Genomic DNA, 19,020 nt, shown 5'->3' on the forward strand with positions numbered 1-19,020 from the left:
GACGATGCGATTCGGACTATCGATCTCCGGGAGTGCGACGATGGACTTGGTGAGATCGTTCCGCTGGACGGCGGAGCGCTATCCGCATCGCCGGGCCGTGGGCGGCCGGCACCCGATGACCTACGCCCAATGGGACGACCGCACCGACCGCCTCGCCGGCGCGCTGACCCGGCTGGGGGTACGCCCCGGCGATCACGTCGCCCTCCTGCTCGCGGGCGGTGAGCCGCTCGCGAGCCTGCACCTCGCCGTGCAGAAGACGGGCGCGATCTCCGTTCCGCTGTCCACGCGCTTCAGCGCCGACGACGTGGCCTACTGCCTGCGCGACTGCTCCCCCACGCTCCTGGTCACCGACAGCACCACCGACCCGACGGTCGCCGGCCTCGCCGAGCTGCCGGCCCGCGCACACTCCGGAGCCGCGCTGGACGCGCCCGAGCGGGTGACGCCGCTGGCCCGGCTGCTCGACTCCCCCGCACCGAAGCACCAACCGGCCGAGGGCGACACGAGCGTCATGCTCTACACGTCGGGCACCACGGGCCGGCCGAAAGGCGTGCCGCGCCGCCACTCCGCCGAGCACGCGGCCGCGGTGGCGCACCTGATCCAGACCCAGCACCGCACCGGCGAGGTCGCCCTCGGCGTGATGCCGATGTTCCACACGATGGGCATGCGCGCACTGCTGGCGAGCATCGTCGCGGCGGGCACCTGGGTGCCGCAGGAGAAGTTCGACGCCGAGGAGTCGCTGGAGCTCATCACCCAGGAGGACGTGAGCGCGCTCTACCTGGTGCCCACGGCGTACTGGTCACTGGTCCACACAGGACGGTTGCCGGAGGCGAAGTCCGTGCGCCGCCTCGCCTACGCGGGCGCGTCGATGACCCCCGCTCTCGCCGAGCGGCTCGACGCCGACCTTCACCCGGACGTGTTCGTCAACCACTTCGGCAGCACTGAGATCTACACCTTCACGATCGGGCCCGACGTGCGCCGCAAACCGGGCTGCGCCGGCCGCGCCGGGGTCTTCTCCCGCGTCCGCCTGGTCAGCCCGGCCGAAGGCGCGTCCCCGGACGACGTCGTGGCGCCGGGCGAACCGGGCCAGGTGGCGGTGTCGCTCGAGAGCCCGGAAGCGTTCAGCGGGTACTGGCACCGGCCCGACGCCGACGCGAAGTCGCTGCGCGCCGGCTGGTACTTCACCGGCGACCTCGCGACCGAGGACGAGGACGGCGACCTGTGGGTCGCGGGCCGCGTCGACGACATGATCAACTCCGGCGGCGAGAACATCTACCCCGAGGACATCGAAGACACCCTCGTGCGCTGCCCGGCCGTCGCCGAGATCGTGGTCGCCGGGCTGCCGGACGACCGCTGGGGCAGCGCGGTCACGGCGTTCGTCGTGCCCGAGGCCGGGCACCGGCCCGAGGAAACGCTGGCGCAGCTGGAATCCTACGCCCGAGAACACTCGGGACTGCCGTCGCTGAAGCGGCCCAAGCGCTACCTGGCCGTGGCCGGCATCCCCAAGTCGGCCGTCGGCAAGATCCTGCGCCGCGAGCTCACCGCGGGCCACTACCGGCAGCTGGCTCAGCTCGTCCCCGGCAAGGAGCGCGCATGACCGCGGCCCGGATCGAAGACGTCCCGTTGCTGTGCGGCAAGGGGAAGTTCCTCGACGACCTCGACCCGATGCGCGGTTCGCTGGTCGCGGCGGTCGTGCGCAGCCCGCACCCGCACGCGCGCATCCGGTCCGTCGAGCTGTCGCGCGCCCGGGCCCACCCCGGCGTCGCCGTGGTCCTCGGGCCGGACGACGTGCTCGCGGGGCTGAAGCCGTTCCCGCTCTCGCTCAAGACGCCGATCCGCTACTACCCCACCGGAACCGACAAGGTGCGGTTCGTCGGCGAACCGGTGGCCGTCGTCGTCGCGACCGACCGCTACACGGCCGAGGACGCTGCGGAACTGGTCGAAGTGGACTACGAGCCGCTGCCGCCCGTGGTCGACGCCACGCGCGCGATCGCCGAGGACGCTCCGCTGCTGCACGAAGAGCTGGGCAGCAACGTCGCCACCGACCGCACGTTCGGCTTCGGTCCCGTCGACGAGATCTTCGCCGGCGCCGCGCACGTGGTGACCGGCGAGTACCGGTTCCCGCGCTACACGTCGGCGCCCATGGAGTGCTACTCGGTCGTCGCGGAGTGGGTGGAGGACGTCGACGGGCCGGGTGTCACCGCGTGGGCCAATTTCCACGGGCCGTTCTCCATGGTCCCGGTGCTGGCGGCGGGCCTCGGGCTGCCGACGTCACGGGTGCGGCTGCGCGTGCCCGCGGACATCGGCGGCAGCTTCGGCATCAAGTCGGGCATCTACCCCTACGTCGCGCTGATGGCCTTGGCCAGCAAGCATTGCGGCCGGCCCGTGCGCTGGACCGAGGACCGCGTGGAGCACCTGCTGTCGAGCTCGGCCGGCTCGGACCGGTGGATGCGGTTCGAGGCCGCCGTCGACGCCGACGGCAAGGTCGAGGCCCTGCGCACGGACCTCGTCGACAACGTCGGCGCGTACCTGCGCCCGCCCGAGCCCAGCACGCTCTACCGCTGCTTCGGCAACATCACCGGCGCGTACGGCATCGGCGCGGTGGCGATCCGGGCGCGAGCGGTGGTCACGAACAAGACACCCACCGGCCTCAACCGCGGCTTCGGCGGCCAGCAGCTCTACTTCGGGCTCGAGCGGATCATGGACCGCGTCGCCCGTGAGCTCGACCTCGACCCCGCGGAGATCCGGCGGCGCAACCTGATCCAGGCCGGCTCGTTCCCGTACCACACGCCCAGCGGCGGCGTGTACGACTCGGGCGACTACCCGCGGGCGTTCGAACTGGCCCTGCGCAACGCCGACTACGACAAACTGCGGGTGCGTCAGCGTCAGGCGCGCGAAGCCGGGGAGTACTTCGGCATCGGCATGGCGACCATCGTCGACCCGTCGGCCACCAACATCGGCTACGTCGGCCTCGCCACCCCGGCCGAGCAGCGCGCGACCGGGCGCGGCAAATCCGGCAGCACGGAGCACGTCCGGATCAGCGTCGACCCGCAGGGCGTGGTGTCGGTGCTGCTGGGCACCGTGCCGCAGGGCCAGGGACACGCCACCGTCGCGCGCCAGATCGTGGCGCGGCGGCTGGGGCTGCCGCAGGAGTCCGTGCGGCCGGTGGTCGAGATGGACACGGCCACCACACCGTGGACGATCACCTCCGGCAGCTACTCCTCGCGTTTCGCTCCCCTGCTCACCAGCGCGCTCGTCGCGGCGGCTGACAAGATCGCCGAGACGATCCAGGCCGCGGCCGGCGTGCTGCTCGACACGGATCCGGCCGAGCTGGAACTGGCCGCCGGGTTCGTGCGCAAGCGCGACGTGCCCGATCGGCGCGTGGCGTTCCGGCACGCCGCCGGGTTGGTGCACTGGGACCCCGGGTCGCTGCCGGAAGGGGTGCCGGCGCGGCTGTACGAAGAGGCGGCGTTCAACCCGCCCCAGGCCAAGGCACCGTCCACAGGGGACCAGATCAACTCCAGCCTCTGCTACGGCTTCGTCGCCGAGCTGGTCGCCGTGCGGATCGACCCGGTGAGCCTCGCCGTGCAGGTCGAGCTGGTGTCGACGGTGCACGACGCCGGCACGATCCTGAGCCCGAAGCTGCTGGAAGGCCAGGTGCACGGCGCTCTCGCGCACGCGCTCGGCGGCGCGCTGTACGAAGAGCTCCGCTACGCCGATTCGGGCCAGCCCACGTCGGCGACCTTCATGGACTACCTCTGCCCCACCAGCGCGGAGGCCGGCTACCCGCTGATCAGCGACCACCTCGAGACGCCCTCGCCGTTCACCACGCTCGGCGCGAAGGGCTGCGGCGAGGGGTCGAGCATGAGCCTGCCGGTGGCGATCGCCAACGCGGTCACCGACGCGCTCGGCATCGAGGTCACGACCCTGCCCCTGCACGGCAACGTCGTGCACGAACTACTGGAAAGGAAGGCCTGATGGCGCTCACCGGAGGCGAGATCCGGCTCGGCCGCACCCACGACGGGCAGGTCGCCGAGCTGACGCTCTCCCACGGCCGCTTCACGATCATCACGTGGGAGATGCGGCAGCGGATGGCGGAGCTGTTCGCCGAGATCGACGCCGACGACGACGTGCGCGTGGTGGTGCTGAAATCCGACGGCGAACACTTCTCGTCGGGCGGCGACATCCCGGGCTTCATGGAGGTCGAGCCGGTGGACTTCACCGACCTCGGCCACAACGTCACGGCGCCCTCGCGCAGCAAGAAGATCGTGGTCGCCGCCGTCGACGGCTACTGCTTCGGCGTGGGGCTGGAGCTCGTGCTGTCCACGGACATCCGGCTGGCCACGCCGCGCAGCCGGTTCGCGCTGCCCGAGATGAAGCTCGGCATGATCCCCGGCAGCGGCGGCACGCAACGGCTTGCACGGCTGATCGGGCTGTCGCGCGCCAAGTTCCACATCCTCACCGCCGAGCGGATCACCGGCGAGCAGGCGCTGGACTGGGGGCTGGTGGCCAAGCTCGCGGCCGACCGCGACGAGCTGTACGCGGAGACGGACAAGGTCGTCGAGACGCTGCTGGGCTACTCGCCCATGGCGGCGCGCACCGCCAAGGAGGTGCTCGACAAGGGCGTCGACGGGCCGCTCTACACCGGCATCGAGCTGGAACGCAAGGCGTACGCGATGCTGCGGGCGAGCCACGACTTCGCCGAGGGCGTGGCGGCGTTCACCGAGAAGCGGCCCGCGAAGTTCCAGGGGCGCTGAGCCGTGAAAGCCGCACCGTTCGCCTACGTCCGGCCCGCGACGCTCGACGACGCCGTCGCCGAGCTCGTGCGCAGCGCCGGTGAGGGCAAGGTGCTCGCGGGCGGCCAGTCGCTGGTGCCGATCCTGGCGATGCGGCTGGCACGTCCGTCCACCGTGGTCGACATCGGGGCACTGTCCGAACTGGACTTCGTCCGCCGCGAGGGCGACGAGCTCGCGATCGGGGCCCTGGTGCGCCAGCGGGCGTTGGAAGGGCATCCGCTCGCCACGGCCGTGCCCCTGCTGCGCCTGGCGCTGCCGTGGATCGGGCACCGCGAGCTGCGCAGCCGCGGCACGGTGTGCGGCAGCATCGCGCACGCCGACCCCGCCGCCGAGCTGCCCGCCGTGGCCTGCTGCCTGGGCGCGTCGCTCGAGATCGCCGGTCCGGGCGGCCGGCGCACCGTGACCGCGGCCGAGTTCTTCCACGGCGCCATGGCCACCTCGGTCGGCGCCGAGGACGTGCTGGCCGCGGTGCGCTTCCCCGTGGCCAGCCCGGGTGAGGGTTTCGGGTTCGCCGAGATCGCGCGCCGCCACGGGGACTTCGCGCTGGCCGGGGTGGCCACGCGGGTCCGGGCCGGCGACGGGGAAGCCGTGCTCACCGCGTTCGGGGTGTCCGATCGTCCGGTCACGCGCGACGTCACCGGCCTCGGCGACGACGAGGTGGCCGAACTGGCCCGCGGCCTCGTGGACACCGCGGGTGACACCCACGGCTCGCGCGAGTACCGGCAGCGGCTCGTGGCGGCACTGGCCGTGCGCGAGCTGGCCCGGGCCCGGCGAGCGGCGGAAGGAGGATCGGCATGACGCTGCCGCGGCCGGTCCGCGCGGAGGCCGGCGAGCCCGTCGACGTGACGATGACCGTGAACGGCACGGAGGTGACGCTGTCGCTGCCCGCGCGCGTGACGCTCGCCGACGCGCTGCGCGACCACCTCGGCCTCACCGGCACGCACCTGGGCTGCGAGCACGGCGTGTGCGGGATGTGCACGGTGCTGATCAACGGCTCCGCCGCCCGCGCGTGCCTGCTGTTCGCCTGCCAGCTCGACGGCGCGGACATCGTGACGGTCGAAGGCCTCGGCCGCCCGGACGACCTGCACCCGTTGCAGGAGGCGTTCGGCGCGCACCACGCACTGCAGTGCGGGTTCTGCACCCCGGGGTTCCTGCTCAGCTCCTACGACCTGCTGGCGCACAAGCCGGACGTCGCCGAGGAGGACCTGCCCGTGGAGCTGTCCGGCGTGCTGTGCCGGTGCACGGGGTACCGCAACATCCTCTCCGCGGTGTCCGAAGTGGCCGGTGCGCACCGCGACGGCATCCCCGAGCCGCGCAACTGCGGGCAGCACGTGCTGATGGGCCACACCGCGGCCAAGCCCGGCGCCAAGGCCGCGCCCGAAGCGACGGGTGTCCGGGAGATCGAGCTGCCGCAAGGGGACCCGACGTTCACGGTCGAGGTCACCCACGAGCTCACCGTGCCGCTGGAGAAGACGTGGGCGGTGCTCGACGACATCGACCTCGTCGCCGCGTGCCTGCCCGGCGCGGAGATCACCGAGCACCTCGGCGAGGACCGGTACCGCGGCCGCGCGCGGGTCTCCGTCGGGCCGATCCGGCTGTCGTTCGCGGGGCTGGCGCAAGTGACCGAACGCCACGCCGACGCGCACCGCCTGCGGGTGATCGGCCAGGGCGAGGACGCCGGGGGCGGGCGCACCCAGGCCGACATCCTGCTCGTCGCGGAGGAAGCCGGTGCCGGGACACGGCTGCGGGCGACCGCGCAGGTGTACCTGACCGGCCGGATCGCGCAGTTCGGCCGGGCGCTGGCCGGCGACGTCAGCCGGCGCATGTTCGAGCATTTCGCCGCGGCCGTGGAGGAGACCGCGGTGTCCGGGGTGCGTACGACGGCAACGAAGCCGCCGGGCGCACTGGCCCTCCTCGCAGCCACTCTCGCGGCGAAAGCCCGGGAATGGGGCCGGCACCTGCGCCGGGCCGAGCACAACCCACCCACACATCCGAAACGGACTCAACGATGAGTTCGACCGCCCCGATCGACAAGATCCTGAGCGACGCCGTCGACTCCGGCGACGTGCCCAACGTCGTGGCCATCGCCGCCGACGACAACGGCATCAGCTACGAAGGCGCCGCCGGCCCGCGCGCCGCCGGCAGCGCCGACCCGGCGTCCGCGGACACGCACTTCCGCATCATGTCGATGACGAAGATGGTCACGACCACCGCGGCGTTGAAGCTGGCCGACCAAGGGCAGCTCGACCTCGACGCGCCGGTCGAGCGGTACCGGCCCGAGTTCGCCGAGATGAAGGTGCTCGAAGGTTTCGACGGCGACCGGGCGAAGCTGCGGGCGCCGGCCTCGCAGGCGACCGTGCGGCAGCTGATGACGCACACCTCGGGCCTGAGCTACTGGTTCTGGAACGGCGACATCGTGAAGTGGGAGCGGGCCACCGGCGTTCCCAACGTGCTGTCGGGCCGGAAGATCGTGCTGACCGCCCCGATGGTCGCCGACCCCGGCACGAAGGTCGAGTACGGCACCAACACCGACTGGCTGGGCCAGGTGGTCGAAGCCGTCGCCGGGGTGACGTTGGACGTGTTCTTCAAGGAACACATCACGGGGCCGCTGGGGATGACCGAGACGTCGTTCGCCCCGACCGGCTCGCAGCGCGCCAACCTGGCCCCGGTGCACGTCCTGGGCGAGGACGGCAAGTGGGTGGCCACCGACATCAACATCCCCGAGCAGCCCGAGTACTGGGCCGGCGGCCACGGCCTGTACTCCACGCCGCGCGACTACCTCAAGTTCCAGCGGATGCTGCTGGGCGGCGGCACGCTCGACGGCACAAAGGTGCTGGAACGCTCCACTGTGGACGCCGCGTTCACCAACCAGATCGGCGACCTGGACTTCCCGGCGCGCATCTCGACCGCGGACCCGACGTCGTCGTTCGACTTCGCCGCGGGGCCGGGCCACAAGTGGGGACTGGGACTCGTGCTCAACAGCGAGCAGCGGCCCGGTATGCGCGCCGCGGGCAGCGGGACGTGGGCCGGGCTGTGCAACTCGTTCTTCTGGGTGGATCCGGTGAACCGCGTGACGGGCGCGATCTACAGCCAGTCGCTGCCGTTCGTGCCGCCGCCGTTCGTCGAGCTGTACGAGAACTTCGAGCGGGCGCTGTACGCGACGATCTTGCGGGACTCGTCCCTGAAGCGGCGCCGTCCCCGGCCGGGTGCCGCGACCATCCGGCCGGAGTCGCCCGACCGCCCCCGGCTCAAGCGGCCAGCGCCAGCCCGCCGTCCACGGCGAGGACCTGCCCGGTGAGCCACGCCGCGTGCGGGTCGGCCAGCCGGACGACCCACGCGGCCACGTCGGCCGGACGACCGCGGCGGCCCAGCGGAATGCGCTCGGCCTCGGCCGCCTTGACGCGGTCGACCTCCTCCGGCGACAGCCCCGCGGACACCAGCGCTTCGCTCTCCGTCGGCCCGGGGGCGACCGCGTTGACACGCACACCACCGGGCGCCAGCTCGAGCGCCCAGCTGCGCGTGAGGGATTCGACAGCCGCCTTCGACGCACCGTAGTGGGCCGCGCCGGCCAGCGGGCGGTGGCCGAAGGTGCTGGAGACGTTGACGATCGACCCCCGGCTTTCCCGCAGCGGCTTCAGCGCGGCTCGCGCGAGCAGGCTCGGCGCGACGACGTTGACGGCGAACAGGCGCTCGATCCCCTCGGCGGTGGTCTCGGCCAGCGACATCCCGGTGAAGATGCCGGCGTTGTTGACCAGCACGTCGAGCCGGCCCCAGCGATGCAGCGCGGCGTCCACAACGGACTCCGCGGCCCCGGTGTGCGCCAGGTCGGCCTGGTGGACCTCGATCGCCGGATGCCGGGCGGCGGTCTCGGCGAGGGCGTCGGCGCGCCGGCCGACGACGAGGACCTTCGCCCCCGCGTGCGCGAACGCCTCCGCACTCGCGCGGCCGATGCCCGAGCCGGCGCCGGTGACGATCACGACGTGTCCGGACAGCTCGCTCGACGTCGGGTCCACGGGCTGCTCCTTCATTCGATGTTCTGCGAACGTCGAACGTAGCACGTTGTTCGGCCATCGTAGAATGACGGGCGGCACTCCCCCGACGAACGGATCCGCATGAGGCACCCGACGCCCCCGCCGGCGCCCGAGGACATGAAGCTGGCCGAGGTGCTCTCCGCCTTGAGCGACTCCGTCCGCCTCGGCCTGGTGCGCCAGCTCGCCGACGGCGCCGAACGCAAGTGGGGCGACCTGCGCGCACCCGTCGCGAAGTCGACGCTCAGCCACCACCTGAAAACCCTTCGCGGTGCCGGCGTCACCGAAACCCGCGAAGACGGCACACGCTGCTTCGTCACCCTCCGCCGCACCGCACTCGACCAGCGGTTTCCCGGCCTTCTCGACGCGGTGCTGAACGCCGCCGACGAGGAGCGGATCGGCGAAGCGCCCGCGCTCGACAGGACCGCCCCGCGCCCCTAGCCTGACTAGAGCGATCGCTCTAGCGGGAGGTGCCATGCCGACGATCGAGCTGTCCGCCGGGCCGATCGACTACGTCGACACCGGCGGGGCCGGGCCCGTGGTCGTGTTCACGCACGGCTTTCCGATGAACGAGACGCAGTGGCGCAAGGTCGTCCCGCTGCTGCCCGGCTACCGGTGCGTGCTCCCGACGCTCCCCCTCGGCGCCCACCGCAAGCCGATGCACCGGGACGCGGACCTCTCCCAGCGCGGCCAGGCGCTGCTGCTCGGCGAGTTCCTGGCGCGCCTCGGTCTCACCGACGTCACCCTCGTCCTCAACGACTGGGGCGGCCCGCAGTTCCTCGTGTCCGAAGGCCGTGCCGACCGCGTCGGCCGGCTCGTGCTCGTCGCGTGCGAGGCGTTCGACAACTTCCCGCCGCCGCCCGCCCGGCCACTGGCGCTCCTGGCCCGAGCGCCCGGCAGCGTCTGGCTCCTCATGCGCCTGTTGCGCACGAAGTTCTTCCGCCACAACGAAAAGACCTACGGCGGGCTCGCCAAGCACGGCATCCCCGACCCCGTGCTCGACGACTGGTTCGCCCCGGCCACCCGCGACCGCGCGATCCGCCGCGACCTCGCGAAGTTCGCCGTGTCCACTCCGGACCGCGACGTCCTGCTGCGCTGGACCGCCCGGCTGTCCGACTTCGACCGCCCGGTGCTGGTCGTGTGGGCGCCGGAGGACCGCATGATGCCGGTCTCCCACGGCCGCCGCCTGGCGGAACTCTTCCCGGGCGGCCGGCTCGTCGAGATCGCCGACTCGTGGACGCTCGTCCCGGAAGACCAGCCGGACCGCCTGGCGGAGGTACTGCGGGAGTTCCTGCCCGCGGCGGCCTGAGCCGCTACTGCTGATACGGAGGGCGCGGCTGCTGGTAGCCCGGCGGCGGAGCCTGCTGAAACCCCTGCGGTGGCGGGAATCCCGGCTGCTGCGGGTACCCCTGCGGCGGCGACTGCGGAAACGCAGGCGCGGGAGGGAATCCAGGCGGCGGAGCGAAGCCGGCCTGCTGGCCTGGCACAGGCTGAGAAACCGGAGCGGCGCCCCGGTTGGCCCGTCGCCGGATCGCGACGACCAGCCGCCACCCGCACGCGGCCGCGATCCCCGCGCCGATCCCGAAGGTGACCCAGCGGCCGCCGCCCTCGAAGGTCTTCGCGTCGTCGATCGACTCCTGCAGCTTCTCTTCGTAGGTCTCGCTCGACGTCACGCCGTACTGGGTCCGTTCGCAGGTCTGCCCCGGCCGCATCTCGTCGCTGCCGCACAGCACCTTGCCGGCCGACCCGGTGCCGAACAGGCCGAGCGCCATCAACCCCAGCCCGAACAGCAGGCCCACAGACCACCAAACCACGCTTTTCATCCATCCCCCTCGAGTGCCAAACCGGATAGCGAGGCATATCAGACCACAAATCGAACTGTGACGCACAGGCTTCCGACGTAACTTCCGGAAAGAGTGAATGAACCCCGGCGGGCGCCGTTTCGATCCGCGCGCACCGGGTAGGCCGCGAAGGAACGCACACGACGAAGGGAGCACCATGAGCACCATCACCGAGTTCGTGGACGTGCACGCGCCGGTCTCCGCGGCGTACAACCAGTGGACGCAGTTCGAGTCGTTCCCGCGTTTCATGCACGGCGTGGAGGAAGTGCGCCAGGTCGACGACACGCACACGCACTGGAAGATCGCGCTGGGCGGGGTCACCCGGGAGTTCGACGCGACGATCACCGAGCAGCACCCCGACGAGCGGGTGGCGTGGACGTCGGACTCCGGGCCGACACACGCGGGCGTGATCACGTTCCACCGGCTCGACGACGAGACCACCCGGGTGACGGCCCAGATGGAGCTGGACCCCGACGGCTTCGCCGAGAAGGCGGCCGACAAGCTCGGCGTCCTCGACCGGCGCGTCAAGGAAGACATGCAGCGGTTCAAGACGTTCATCGAGCACCGCGACGGCCGCGAGACCGGCACCTGGCGCGGCGACGTCGCTCCCCCACCTCAGCACTGAGCCGGTTTCACCGCCCGTGCGCGGTGGTAACCGGCACGCAGGAAGGGAGCCACCCATGACTGCCGACGAGAAGCAGCTGGACGAGCAGCTCGAAGAAGTGCGCCACGCGATCAGCGAGGCCAAGGACGCCGCCCAGGAAGCCCGCGACTCGCGCCCGGACCCCATGGGCGCCGGTTCCGGGGCGGCGGATTCCGGCGAGCACCAGGAGGACTCACCATGAGCGACTCGGAAAAGCACGAAGAACGCGACGATCCCTACGGCGAGTCCGCCGAGGAGCGGCGCGAGACCGTCCGCGGCGAGCAGGGCACCTCGCGGGACCCGCACGACGACACCGACCCGCAGTCGGGCTCTTGACGGGTTTGCCCTGCGCCGCAACGGGTATCCGCCGGTCACGAGCGAAGGAGGAGCCGTGCCTCAGGAAACCTGGAGCGACAAACGCGAGCGTCAGTACGAGCACATCAAGTCGTCGCAGAAGGAACGCGGTGCCAGCACTTCCCGGGCTGAGGAGATCGCCGCCCGCACGGTGAACAAGAACCGCGCCCGTTCCGGCGAGTCCCGCACCGCCGGCAAGACCTCGATCCGCGACAAGAGCCCCCAGCAACGCGGCGGGGAACGCAGCGGCCGGGGCCTCGGGCCGGGCGGACCGACCAAGGACCAGCTGTACAACGAGGCCAAGCAACGCAACATCAAGGGCCGTTCGAGCATGACCAAGAAGGAACTGCAGAACGCGCTGGGCCGCTGACAGGGCCCGGGCCCGATCCCGTCGGCAGCCCCCTGCCGACGGGATCGGCGCGTCCGCTGTGGACTGTTCTCCTGACGAGGGAGGCCACTCGTGAGCAGCCGGCTGATCGCCGTCACCATCGACTGCCGCAACGCCGAGGCACTGGCCGAGTTCTGGCGCGAAGCCCTGGACTACCCGGCCACCGAACGCTGGACCGACCATGAGGGGCTGACCTACGTCGAGCTCAAGGAGCCCGGCCGGCCGTCGCTGCTGTTCCAGCCCGTGCCCGAGGGCAAGACAGTGAAGAACCGGCTGCACCTCGACGTCGCGCCCGGCTCCGTCGAGCAGCGCGACGAGGTCGAGCGCCTCGTCACCCTCGGCGCGAAGATCCTCGACGACCCGGACGACGAGCACTGGATCGTCCTGGCCGACCCCGAGGGCAACGAGTTCTGTGTTCTGCCCCGGCGCTGAGCCCCGCCCGTTTCCCCACGCGAGCACCCAGGAGGGTCCATGCAGCGCGAACAGCGGCCGGCCCTGGAAGCGACCGGGCCGAGGCAGGCCGCCGAACGCCCGCGGTTCACCGAAGTGCACCACCGGATGTGGGCCCGCTCCGCCGGCCCCGCGTGGCTGCGGCGCTTCCTCGGCGACCGCAACGGCCTCCGTCTCGACGCGGAGGGCCTGTACGTGCGCCTCGGCCCTTGGGTGGTCAAGACACCGCTGGACAACCTCGCCGGCGCCCGCGTCACGGGGCCTTACCGCCCGTGGCGCGCGCTCGGCCCGCACCTGTCCCTGACCGACCGGTGCGGACGGGACCGGGTTCGTCGATCGCGTCCGCGCGGCGCTGACCCGTCCGCTGAGGACCGATCGCACGCAGCCGCAACCGGAGGACCAGGCGGATGACCACAGTGGACGACGTGCTGGCCGAGTACGGAACCACCCATGCCGAGCAGGCCGGCATCAAGCTCGCCGACAAGCCGCAGCCGTTGTACCGGCTGCTCGTCCTCACCACGCTGATGTCGGCGCGCATCGGGTCCGACATCGCCGTGGACGCGGCGAAGGAGCTGTGGCGGGCGGGCTGGCGGACCCCGAAGGCCATGCGCGCCTCCGAGTGGGCCGACCCCGTCCACGCGCTGGGGCGCGCGCACTACGTGCGCTACGACGAGAGCACCGCCCGCTACCTGGTGGACAGCGCGGAGTTCCTGCGCGAGCGCTACCAGGACGACCTGCGCAACCTCGCCGAAGCCGCCGACGGCTCGCCGCAGCGTCTGAAGAAGCTGCTCACGGAGTTCCCCCGTATCGGCCCGACCGGCGCGCAGATCTTCTGCGAGGAGATCCAGGCCGTGTGGCCGTGGGTGCGCCCGTACTTCGGCAAGCGGGCGCTGGCCGGTGCGAAGAAGGCCGGGCTGCCGGCTGATCCCGAGAAGCTCGCGGGCCTGGTGGCCGGCGACGACGTGGCCCGCCTCGCCGCCGCCCTCGTGCAGGTGGACGTCCACACCAAGAGCTGAGAGCCGGCGTTGCCGGGTGCACACCCGGCAACGCCGCCCGCTCACAGGTCCACAGTGCTCACGGGTCCACTGTGGAGTCGGCGACCGCGGTGTGGGCCAGTGCCGCGACGGTCTCTTCGAGGCCGCGCTGGATCTCGCCGCTGTGGCCTTCGCGGACGCTGCTCAAGGTCACCTCCACGCGGCTGGCGGCGGGTCCGGCCTCGTCGATCGAGAGGGTGCCGTGGTAGTCGTCCGGGCCCTCGGCGCCCCAGGACAGGGTGCGGGTGCCTTCGTCCACCTTGAGCCAGGCATCGCCTTCCACGTGCCGGCCGTGGACCTCCGCTTCGACGTGGACGGTGTCACCGCCTTCGGGGCGCGCCGCCTGCATCTGCGAGAAATAGTGCGGCAGGTTGCGCGGCTCGCGCAGGTACGCGAAGAGCTCGTCGGCGGGCAGTTCCACCGTGGCGCTGTGCCGGTAGTCGGTCATGGGAACACCTCCTGGCCCGGCGGGTACCCGCGGGCCGCCGCGCCAACCACCGCCCGCTCAGTCGCCGCGCGCCTGCGCCAGCCGCTCGCGTTGCGGGACCACGACGTACTTCGGGTCCTGTGCCGACGCCACCCCCGCTTGGTAGACGCCGAACCTCGTGCACAGGCCGGCCGCGAGGTAGGCCGCGCCGCTCGCCACCGCGGCCACCTTGCTGCGCCGGGCCGCGAGCGACAACGCGGCGCCTGCAGCCGTCAGACCGCGGGCGGCTTTCATCAGCTTGCCCGCGCGGCCGGTGCGGTACGGCTCGGACACGATCCCGAGGCCGTGCTCCAGGTGCTGCGCCACCGCCAGCTCGGCCACCGCGCCGGCGAGCCCCGCGCGCACCACCGGCCCGAGCTCGGCGGACGGCGCCGCCAGCAACGCCGCGCCGGCACCGCTCGTCACCGCGCTGCCCGCGAACAGCACCGGCAGGTGCCGCCGCGCCTCGTGCCACGACGGCGTCGCGGTGTCGGCCAGCAGCACCGCGGTGTAGGTGCACATCGCCGGCCCCAGCACGCCCGCGGCGGCGCCCGCGAGCTTGCCGACCGGGCGCAGCAGGCCGGTTTCCGCGGAGCCGGCCGACACCGCGGCCAGCCCCGAGAACGGCGCCAGGATCCACGAACCCACCGAAAGCGGCGACGTCGGCTTGAGCACCCTCAGCATGTGCAGGAACCGTGCCGGCCGCCCGAGGTCGTGGACCAGCGCGACGACACTCGCGCTCGCGCCGGCGGCCGCGACCAGGCGGCCGACGCGCGCGAGGCCCGGCCGGCCGGTGAGCGTCGCCAGGCTCGCCATCGTCGCCGACGAGCCCGCGGCCCCGCCGAGGAACAGGTACAGCGGCACGTCCGGCTGCTTCCACGCCGGTTCCTTCAGGATCGGCCGTCCGTAGTACGAGGTGAACTCGACCGGGTCGACCATCGCCGGTTCGCGGCGGGGGCTCATCGCCGCCGCCCCAGGAACGAGACCACGAGGGTGCCTGCCACGCCCAGTGCCGCGGCCCCCGCGCGTTTCCACATCTGCGGCAGGTGTTGTGTCGGCACGACGGGGTCGGGAGGGAACCCGTAGACCTCCGGTTCGTCCAGCAGCAGGAAAAACGCGCCGTCGCCGCCGACGCCGTCATCGGGGTCACGGCCGTAGAGCCGCGCCTCGGGCACACCGGACCCACGCAGGTCGCGCACCCGCTCGTCGGCGCGCTCGCGCAACTCGTCGAGCACGCCGAACTGGATCGAGTCCGTGGGACACGCCTTGGCGCACGCCGGCTCCAGGCCGGCGCCGAGCCGGTCGTAGCAGAGGGTGCACTTGAACGCGCGGCCGTCGCTCTCGCGCCGCTCGATCACGCCGTACGGGCAGGCGGGCACGCAATAGCCGCAGCCGTTGCAGATGTCCTGCTGCACCACGACGGTGCCGAACTCGGTGCGGAACAGCGCCCCCGTCGGGCAGACGTCGAGGCACCCGGCGTGGGTGCAGTGCTTGCAGACGTCGCTCGACATCAGCCAGCGCACCCCGGGTTCTTCGGCATCGCCGTCCTGCGTGGGCGCGCCCACGGTCGGCATCCCGAGCTCGACGGCGGGCGGCGCCGGCGGCACGGGTTGCTCCACGAACGCGACGTGCCGCCACGCGTTCGCCCCGAGGTCACCGGTGTTGTCGTAGGACGTCCCGAGCAGGTCGAGGCCCCCGCCGGGCACCTCGTTCCACTCCTTGCACGCCACCTCGCACGCCTTGCAGCCGATGCACACCGAGGTGTCGGTGAAGAAGCCCATCCGCGGTTGCTCGCCGTACTCAGCCATCCGCCCTCCTGCGGTACTCCTGCACGAAGTCCAGCAACGCCGGGCCCCGTGGGCGACGGCCCGGCACGATGTCGCACGTCGCCGCCTTCGACTCCTGGATGTGCACGTTCGGGTCCAGCACGACGCCGAGCAGGTCGTTGGCCGCGTCGCCGCGCGAAAGCCCGTTGGGTCCCCAGTGATAAGGCAGGCCGACCTGGTGGATCGTGCGGCCGCGCACCTTGAGCGGTTTCATCCGCGCCGTCACCAGCACCCGGGCCTCGATCGCGGTGCGAGCCGAGACGATCGTGGCCCAGCCGCCGTTCTCCAGCCCGCGCTCGGCCGCGAGCTCCGGCGAGACCTCGCAGAAGAACTCCGGCTGCAGCTCGGCCAGGTACGGCAGGGTGCGGCTCATCCCGCCCGCGGTGTGGTGCTCGGTGAGCCGGTAGGTCGTGAACACGTACGGGAAGGCCGTGCTGCGGGCCGGGTTGTACGGGTTCGACGGCGTGATCAGCGTCTGGCGCGCCGGGTTGTCCGGCTGGCCGTAGAGCGCATTGTCCACAGGGGACTCGAACGGTTCGTAGTGCGTGGGCAGCGGCCCGTCGGCGAGCCCGGCGGGCACGTAAAGCCAGGCGCGGCCGTCGGTCTGCATGATGAACGGGTCGGCACCGCCGAGGGCGTCCTGCGCCTTGGCGCCCGCGGGCGGCACGTAGTCCGGCCGCTTGGTCACCTCGAAGTCGGCGACGTCGGGCCCGGCCCACCGGCCCTGCTCCTCGTCCCAGTAGACGTACTTCTTGCGCTCGCTCCACGGGTTCCCGGCCGGATCGGCCGACGCGCGGTTGTAGAGGATGCGGCGGTTCGCCGGCCACGCCCACGCCCATTCGCTCGCCACCCAGTCCTGTTCGGACCCGGGCTTGCGGTTCGCCGCGTGGTTGTGGCCGCCGGCGCGCACACCGCAGTAGATCCAGCAGCCGCAGGAGGTGGACCCGTCGGCCTTGAGCTGCGTGTACGCCGACAGCGGACCTTCGGGACCGTGGCCGTTGATCTCGGCGAGCACCGAATCGGCCGAGGGCTCGTCGAGCGGTCCTTCGGTCGGGTAGCTCCACGTCAGCTCCTGCACCGGCAGATCCCGTGGATCCGTGCTGCCGGCCAGCTTTTCCCTGATGAGCCTGCCCAGGTGGTAGTAGAACCACAGGTCGCTGCGCGCCTCCCCCGGCGGCTCCACGGCTTTGTGGTGCCACTGCAGCAGACGCTGCGTGTTCGTGAAGCTGCCGTCCTTCTCGGTGTGGGCGGCGGCCGGCAGGAAGAAGACCTCGGTCCCGATCTCCGTGCTCGCCAGCTCTCCCGTCTCGATCTCCGGCCCGTCTTTCCAGAACGTCGCGGACTCGATCATCTGCAGGTCGCGCACCACGAGCCAGTCGAGGTTCGCCAGCCCCAGGCGCTGCATCTTCCCGTTGGCCGAGCCGACGGCGGGGTTCTCGCCGACGAGGAAGTAGCCCTTGCACGTGCCCTCGATCTGGTTGCGCACCGTGGCGTACGTGCCGTGTTCGCCGGTCAGGCGCGGCAGGTGGCCGAAGCGGAAGTCGTTGTGCGGCTGGGCGGCGTCGCCCCAGTACGCCTTCAGCAGGCTCACCATGTAGGAGTTCATGTTGCCCCAGAAGCCGGTGGCGCCGGCGTCGGTGGCGACGTAGTCGTCGAGGCCGAAGTGCTGGTGCGCGTGGGGCATCGGCAGGTAGCCGGGCAGGATGTTGAACAGGGTCGGGATGTCGGTGGAGCCCTGGATGCTCGCGTGCCCGCGCAGCGCCAGGATCCCGCCGCCGGGGCGGCCGATGTTGCCGAGCAACGTCTGCAGGATCGAGGCGGCGCGGATGTACTGCGCGCCGACCGTGTGGTGGGTCCAGCCCACCGAGTACACCCACGCCGTCGTGCGCTCGCGGCCGGAGTTCTTCGTGACCGCTTCGGCGATCTCCAGGAACTGCCGCACCGGGACGCCGCAGACGTCCGCGACGACCTCGGGCGTGTAGCGCGAGAAGTGGCGCTTGAGGACCTGGTAGACGCAGCGGGGGTGCTGCAGCGTCTCGTCCAGGTGCGGTTTCCCGCCCACCGCAGCGCCGCCGCTGCCGTAGGACTCGGCGCGCGCGGCGCTCTGGTGGCCCTCTCCGCCGTGGTGCTGCTCTCCCGGCAGCTCGGCCTCGCCGCTGCCCGCGGCGGGCAGGGTGTCGACACCCTCGTAGGCCCAGGTGGACACGTCGTACTGCTTGTTCTCGGGGTCGTAGCCCGAGAAGACACCGTCGAGGTCTTCGGTGTCCCGGAAGTCCTCACGCAGGATCGCGGCGGCGTTGGTGTAGGCCAGCACGTACTCGCGGAAGTCGAACTCGTGGTCCAGGACGTACTTGATCAGGCCGCCGAGGAACGCGATGTCCGAGCCCGCGCGCAGCGCCGCGTGGGTGTGCGCGACCGCGCTCGTGCGCGTGAACCGGGGGTCGACGTGGATGATCTTCGCCCCGCGGGCCTTGGCCTCCATCACCCACTGGAACCCCACGGGGTGGGCCTCCGCCATGTTGGAGCCCTGGATCACGATGCAGTCGGCGTTGACCAGATCCTGCTGGAACGTCGTGGCGCCTCCACGACCGAAGGAGGTCCCCAGACCGGGAACCGTGGCGGAGTGTCAAATCCGGGCCTGGTTCTCGATCTGGATCGCGCCGAGCGCGGTGTAGAGCTTCTTCATCAGGTAGTTCTCTTCGTTGTCCAGCGTCGCGCCGCCGAGACTGGCGAGCCCGAGAGTGCGCTTGAGCGGCGCCCCGTCGGCGTCGGATTCCTCCCATGTTTCGGCGCGTGTACGCAGGACCCGCTCGGCGATCAGCTCCATCGCCTCGCCGAGCGGCAGGCGCTCCCAGTCGGTGCCGTACGGGCGGCGGTAGAGCACCTCGGTGACCCGGCTCGGGCTCGTCACCAGCTGTTTGCTGGCCGAGCCCTTGGGGCACAGGCGGCCGCGCGAGATGGGCGAGTCGGGGTCGCCCTCGATCTGGGTGACGCGCTCGTCCTTGACGTAGACCTGCTGCCCGCACCCGACCGCGCAGTACGGGCACACCGACTTCACGACACGGTCCGCGTCCTGGGTGCGCGCGTGCCAGGTCTCGGAGCCGCCGGACTTCGCCGCGGCACCGCGAGCCAGCCGGTCGGGACCGGTCAGCTGCCGGTACACGGGCCAGCCTTCGATCCACCGCCGGACACCCATG

General features: G+C 71.8%; 21 protein-coding genes. 15 read left to right on the top strand and 6 right to left on the bottom strand.

What is annotated here, in order from left to right; genetic code table 11:
- The first annotated feature begins 40 nt into the window (after positions 1–40).
- The 6 genes from AB0K15_RS31035 to AB0K15_RS31060 are packed head-to-tail and all read left to right on the top strand — an operon-like array spanning position 41 to position 8,091.
- Entirely contained in the window at positions 41–1,594 is a 1,554-nt protein-coding gene (locus AB0K15_RS31035; RefSeq protein ID WP_364058265.1) for an AMP-binding protein, read from the top strand.
- Positions 1,591–3,975 carry a xanthine dehydrogenase family protein molybdopterin-binding subunit gene (locus AB0K15_RS31040; protein WP_364058268.1) on the top strand — a complete coding sequence of 795 codons (2,385 nt, stop codon included), beginning with the start codon at positions 1,591–1,593 and terminating at the stop codon, positions 3,973–3,975. Before AB0K15_RS31035 ends, AB0K15_RS31040 begins: the two co-directional genes overlap by 4 nt.
- Positions 3,975–4,754 (top strand): enoyl-CoA hydratase/isomerase family protein, encoded by a 780-nt coding sequence (locus tag AB0K15_RS31045; protein WP_364058271.1) that lies wholly within the window; start codon positions 3,975–3,977, stop codon positions 4,752–4,754. The genes AB0K15_RS31040 and AB0K15_RS31045 overlap by 1 nt, the downstream gene beginning before the upstream one ends.
- A gap of 3 nt (positions 4,755–4,757) precedes the next feature.
- Positions 4,758–5,591: an FAD binding domain-containing protein gene (locus tag AB0K15_RS31050; RefSeq protein ID WP_364058274.1), complete on the top strand. Its 834-nt coding sequence runs from the start codon at positions 4,758–4,760 to the stop codon at positions 5,589–5,591.
- On the top strand, positions 5,588–6,805 hold the full coding sequence (locus tag AB0K15_RS31055; RefSeq protein WP_364058277.1) for a 2Fe-2S iron-sulfur cluster-binding protein: 1,218 nt from the start codon (positions 5,588–5,590) through the stop codon (positions 6,803–6,805). Before AB0K15_RS31050 ends, AB0K15_RS31055 begins: the two co-directional genes overlap by 4 nt.
- Positions 6,802–8,091, top strand: a complete 1,290-nt coding sequence (locus AB0K15_RS31060) for a serine hydrolase domain-containing protein (protein ID WP_364058280.1) — start codon at positions 6,802–6,804, stop codon at positions 8,089–8,091. Before AB0K15_RS31055 ends, AB0K15_RS31060 begins: the two co-directional genes overlap by 4 nt.
- Here the strand turns inward: AB0K15_RS31060 and AB0K15_RS31065 are convergent.
- Entirely contained in the window at positions 8,042–8,806 is a 765-nt protein-coding gene (locus AB0K15_RS31065; protein WP_364058283.1) for an SDR family oxidoreductase, read from the bottom strand. The genes AB0K15_RS31060 and AB0K15_RS31065 overlap by 50 nt on opposite strands.
- Positions 8,807–8,905: 99 nt before the next feature.
- On the opposite strand from AB0K15_RS31065, the gene AB0K15_RS31070 reads away from it, so the two are divergent.
- Positions 8,906–9,262 carry an ArsR family transcriptional regulator gene (locus tag AB0K15_RS31070; protein WP_364058286.1) on the top strand — a complete coding sequence of 119 codons (357 nt, stop codon included), beginning with the start codon at positions 8,906–8,908 and terminating at the stop codon, positions 9,260–9,262.
- Between the two features lie 34 nt (positions 9,263–9,296).
- Positions 9,297–10,130: an alpha/beta hydrolase gene (locus AB0K15_RS31075; RefSeq protein WP_364058289.1), complete on the top strand. Its 834-nt coding sequence runs from the start codon at positions 9,297–9,299 to the stop codon at positions 10,128–10,130.
- 4 nt (positions 10,131–10,134) lie between these two features.
- Here AB0K15_RS31075 and AB0K15_RS31080 read toward each other — a convergent pair whose 3' ends face one another.
- Entirely contained in the window at positions 10,135–10,620 is a 486-nt protein-coding gene (locus tag AB0K15_RS31080) for a hypothetical protein (protein ID WP_364058292.1), read from the bottom strand.
- A 199-nt stretch (positions 10,621–10,819) separates the two neighbouring features.
- Between AB0K15_RS31080 and AB0K15_RS31085 the strand changes: the two genes are divergently transcribed.
- The 7 genes from AB0K15_RS31085 to AB0K15_RS31115 all read left to right on the top strand — a co-directional run bounded on the left by AB0K15_RS31085 (position 10,820) and on the right by AB0K15_RS31115 (position 13,513).
- Complete coding sequence (locus AB0K15_RS31085) at positions 10,820–11,287, top strand: SRPBCC family protein (protein ID WP_364058295.1); 468 nt, start codon at positions 10,820–10,822, stop codon at positions 11,285–11,287.
- Positions 11,288–11,342: 55 nt separating this feature from the next.
- Positions 11,343–11,507, top strand: coding sequence for a hypothetical protein (locus AB0K15_RS31090; RefSeq protein WP_364058298.1), 165 nt, complete (start codon positions 11,343–11,345; stop codon positions 11,505–11,507).
- Positions 11,504–11,641 carry a hypothetical protein gene (locus AB0K15_RS31095; protein ID WP_364058301.1) on the top strand — a complete coding sequence of 46 codons (138 nt, stop codon included), beginning with the start codon at positions 11,504–11,506 and terminating at the stop codon, positions 11,639–11,641. Before AB0K15_RS31090 ends, AB0K15_RS31095 begins: the two co-directional genes overlap by 4 nt.
- A 55-nt stretch (positions 11,642–11,696) precedes the next feature.
- A complete protein-coding gene (locus AB0K15_RS31100) occupies positions 11,697–12,029 on the top strand; it encodes a plasmid stabilization protein (protein WP_364058304.1) in 333 nt (110 codons plus the stop codon).
- A gap of 90 nt (positions 12,030–12,119) precedes the next feature.
- The gene (locus AB0K15_RS31105) at positions 12,120–12,479 is read left to right on the top strand and encodes a VOC family protein (protein ID WP_364058307.1); all 360 of its coding nucleotides are present in this window, start codon (positions 12,120–12,122) and stop codon (positions 12,477–12,479) included.
- 39 nt (positions 12,480–12,518) lie between these two features.
- Positions 12,519–12,908, top strand: coding sequence for a hypothetical protein (locus AB0K15_RS31110; protein ID WP_364058310.1), 390 nt, complete (start codon positions 12,519–12,521; stop codon positions 12,906–12,908).
- Positions 12,905–13,513 (top strand): endonuclease, encoded by a 609-nt coding sequence (locus AB0K15_RS31115; protein WP_364058313.1) that lies wholly within the window; start codon positions 12,905–12,907, stop codon positions 13,511–13,513. Before AB0K15_RS31110 ends, AB0K15_RS31115 begins: the two co-directional genes overlap by 4 nt.
- Positions 13,514–13,571: 58 nt before the next feature.
- Here AB0K15_RS31115 and AB0K15_RS31120 read toward each other — a convergent pair whose 3' ends face one another.
- Genes AB0K15_RS31120 through fdh form a run of 4 tightly spaced genes read right to left on the bottom strand, consistent with a single transcriptional unit; the run spans position 13,572 to position 19,019 of the window.
- The gene (locus AB0K15_RS31120; protein WP_364058316.1) at positions 13,572–13,979 is read right to left on the bottom strand and encodes an SRPBCC family protein; all 408 of its coding nucleotides are present in this window, start codon (positions 13,977–13,979) and stop codon (positions 13,572–13,574) included.
- A 57-nt stretch (positions 13,980–14,036) separates the two neighbouring features.
- Positions 14,037–14,960 (bottom strand): NrfD/PsrC family molybdoenzyme membrane anchor subunit, encoded by a 924-nt coding sequence (gene nrfD / locus AB0K15_RS31125; protein WP_364058319.1) that lies wholly within the window; start codon positions 14,958–14,960, stop codon positions 14,037–14,039.
- On the bottom strand, positions 14,957–15,805 hold the full coding sequence (locus AB0K15_RS31130) for a 4Fe-4S dicluster domain-containing protein (RefSeq protein WP_364058322.1): 849 nt from the start codon (positions 15,803–15,805) through the stop codon (positions 14,957–14,959). The genes nrfD and AB0K15_RS31130 overlap by 4 nt, the downstream gene beginning before the upstream one ends.
- Positions 15,798–19,019 (bottom strand): formate dehydrogenase, encoded by a 3,222-nt coding sequence (gene fdh, locus AB0K15_RS31135; RefSeq protein WP_364058325.1) that lies wholly within the window; start codon positions 19,017–19,019, stop codon positions 15,798–15,800. Before fdh ends, AB0K15_RS31130 begins: the two co-directional genes overlap by 8 nt.
- Position 19,020: the final 1 nt, after the last annotated feature.

Origin of the sequence: Amycolatopsis sp. NPDC049253 (genome assembly GCF_040678995.1) — a bacterium.
Taxonomy (GTDB): domain Bacteria; phylum Actinomycetota; class Actinomycetes; order Mycobacteriales; family Pseudonocardiaceae; genus Amycolatopsis.